The 1,716-nt window shown below is 71.3% G+C and carries 1 pseudogene; it reads left to right on the top strand.

What is annotated here, in order from left to right:
• Positions 1-43: 43 nt before the first annotated feature.
• Positions 44-1,716: pseudogene (locus IF37_RS0138260) on the top strand (condensation domain-containing protein); the annotation flags it as partial.

Below are 1,716 nucleotides of genomic sequence, written 5' to 3'. Positions count from 1 at the left end.
CGCCGAACTCCGCACCCACCTCCAGCGACAGCTGCCCGACTACATGGTCCCGAGCAGCTACGTCACCCTCGACCGGCTCCCCCTCACACCCAACGGCAAAGTCGACACCAAAGCCCTCCCCGCACCCGACCACCACCGACCCCAACTCGAGACCGTCTACACCGCACCCCGGAACTCGACGGAGCAGGCCGTCGCCGCCGTGTGGTCCGACGTCCTCGGCGTCGACACCGTCGGCATCCACGACAACTTCTTCGAGATGGGCGGGCATTCGCTGCTCGCGACGCAGGTGACGTCCCGGCTGCGGCAGCGGCTCGGGGTGGACGTACCCGTACGTGCCCTCTTCACCTCGCCCACGCCGGCCACACTGGCCGGGGTCGTACGCGAGCTGGAGGCGGCCGACGAAGCGCCGCTGGTACCGGTCGACCGTGACGGCGGTCCGCTGCCGCTGTCGTTCGCGCAGCAGCGGCTGTGGTTCCTGGACCAGTTGACGCCGGGCAGCGCCGAATACCTCGTGCCGTTCGGGCTGCGGGTGCGGGGCACGCTCGACGCCGGCGCGCTGGGGGCGGCGTTCACCGGTCTGGTGACCCGGCACGAGGTGCTGCGCACCCGGTTCGTCACGGATGACTCGGGCCGTCCCGCGCAGAACGTGGACGCGCCCTGGTCGGTCACTCCGGTGGTGCACGACGTCCGGGCCGTTCCGGCGGCCGACAGGGAGCGGGCCGCGCTGGAGATCATGGCGGCCGAGGCAAGGAGGCCGTTCGAGCTGGACGGCGGGCGGCTGCTGCGCGTGGACGTGGTGCGCGTCGCGGACGACGACCAGTACGTGCTGATCACGCTGCACCACATCGTGTCGGACGGCTGGTCCTCAGGCATCCTGGCCCGCGAACTGCGCGAGCTGTACGCGGCCGCCGTCGCCGGGCGGGAGGCATCGCTGCCCGAACTCCCCCTCCAGTACGCCGACTTCGCATCCTGGCAGCGGGAGCAGCTCAGCGGGGAATTCCTGGAGGAGCAGCTGGCGTACTGGCGCGAGCGCCTCGCGGGTGTGACGCCGCTGGAGCTGCCCACCGATCACGGCCGGCCGGCCGAGCGGGAGGGCGCCGAGGGAGACACCGTGTACTTCTCGGTGCCGTCGGAGGTGGCCGAGGCGTTGCGGGCGACGGCGAGCGGGCAGGGTGCGAGCCTGTTCATGGCGCTGCTGTCGCTGTTCCAGATCGTCCTGGCCCGCTACTGCCGCCAGGACGACACGACCTCTCCGGCGACCCGGCGTTCACCGAGCTGCTGGCCCGGGTCAAGGACACCGCCCTCGGCGCCTACGACCACCAGGACCTCCCCTTCGAACGCCTCGTCGACGAGCTGGCCCCCGACCGCGACCTTTCCCGGAACCCGCTCTTCCAGACCCTGTTCGTCTTCCAGAACACCCCGGACGGCGACGCGTGGAGCCTGCCCGGTCTGGCGGTCGAGCAGATCGGGGTGGGCGGTCAGGACGCCAAGTTCGATCTCCAGCTGACCGCGGCCGAGTCGGACGGTGAGCTGCTGGCGGCCCTGGAGTACCGGACGGATCTGTTCGAGCGGGCGACGATCGAGCGGATGGCCGGCCACTTCACCACCCTGGCCGCCTCGGTGGCGGCCACACCTCGGGCCCGCCTGTCCAAGCTGAACATGCTGACGGAGCGGGAGCGGCGGGAGATCCTGGTCGACTGGAACGGCGTCACCGGC

Source organism: Streptomyces sp. NRRL S-31, from assembly GCF_000718775.1.
Taxonomy (GTDB): Bacteria; Actinomycetota; Actinomycetes; order Streptomycetales; family Streptomycetaceae; genus Streptomyces.
Note: the sequence above shows the minus strand (reverse complement) of the source record. Positions and strands in the feature narration are given on the sequence as shown.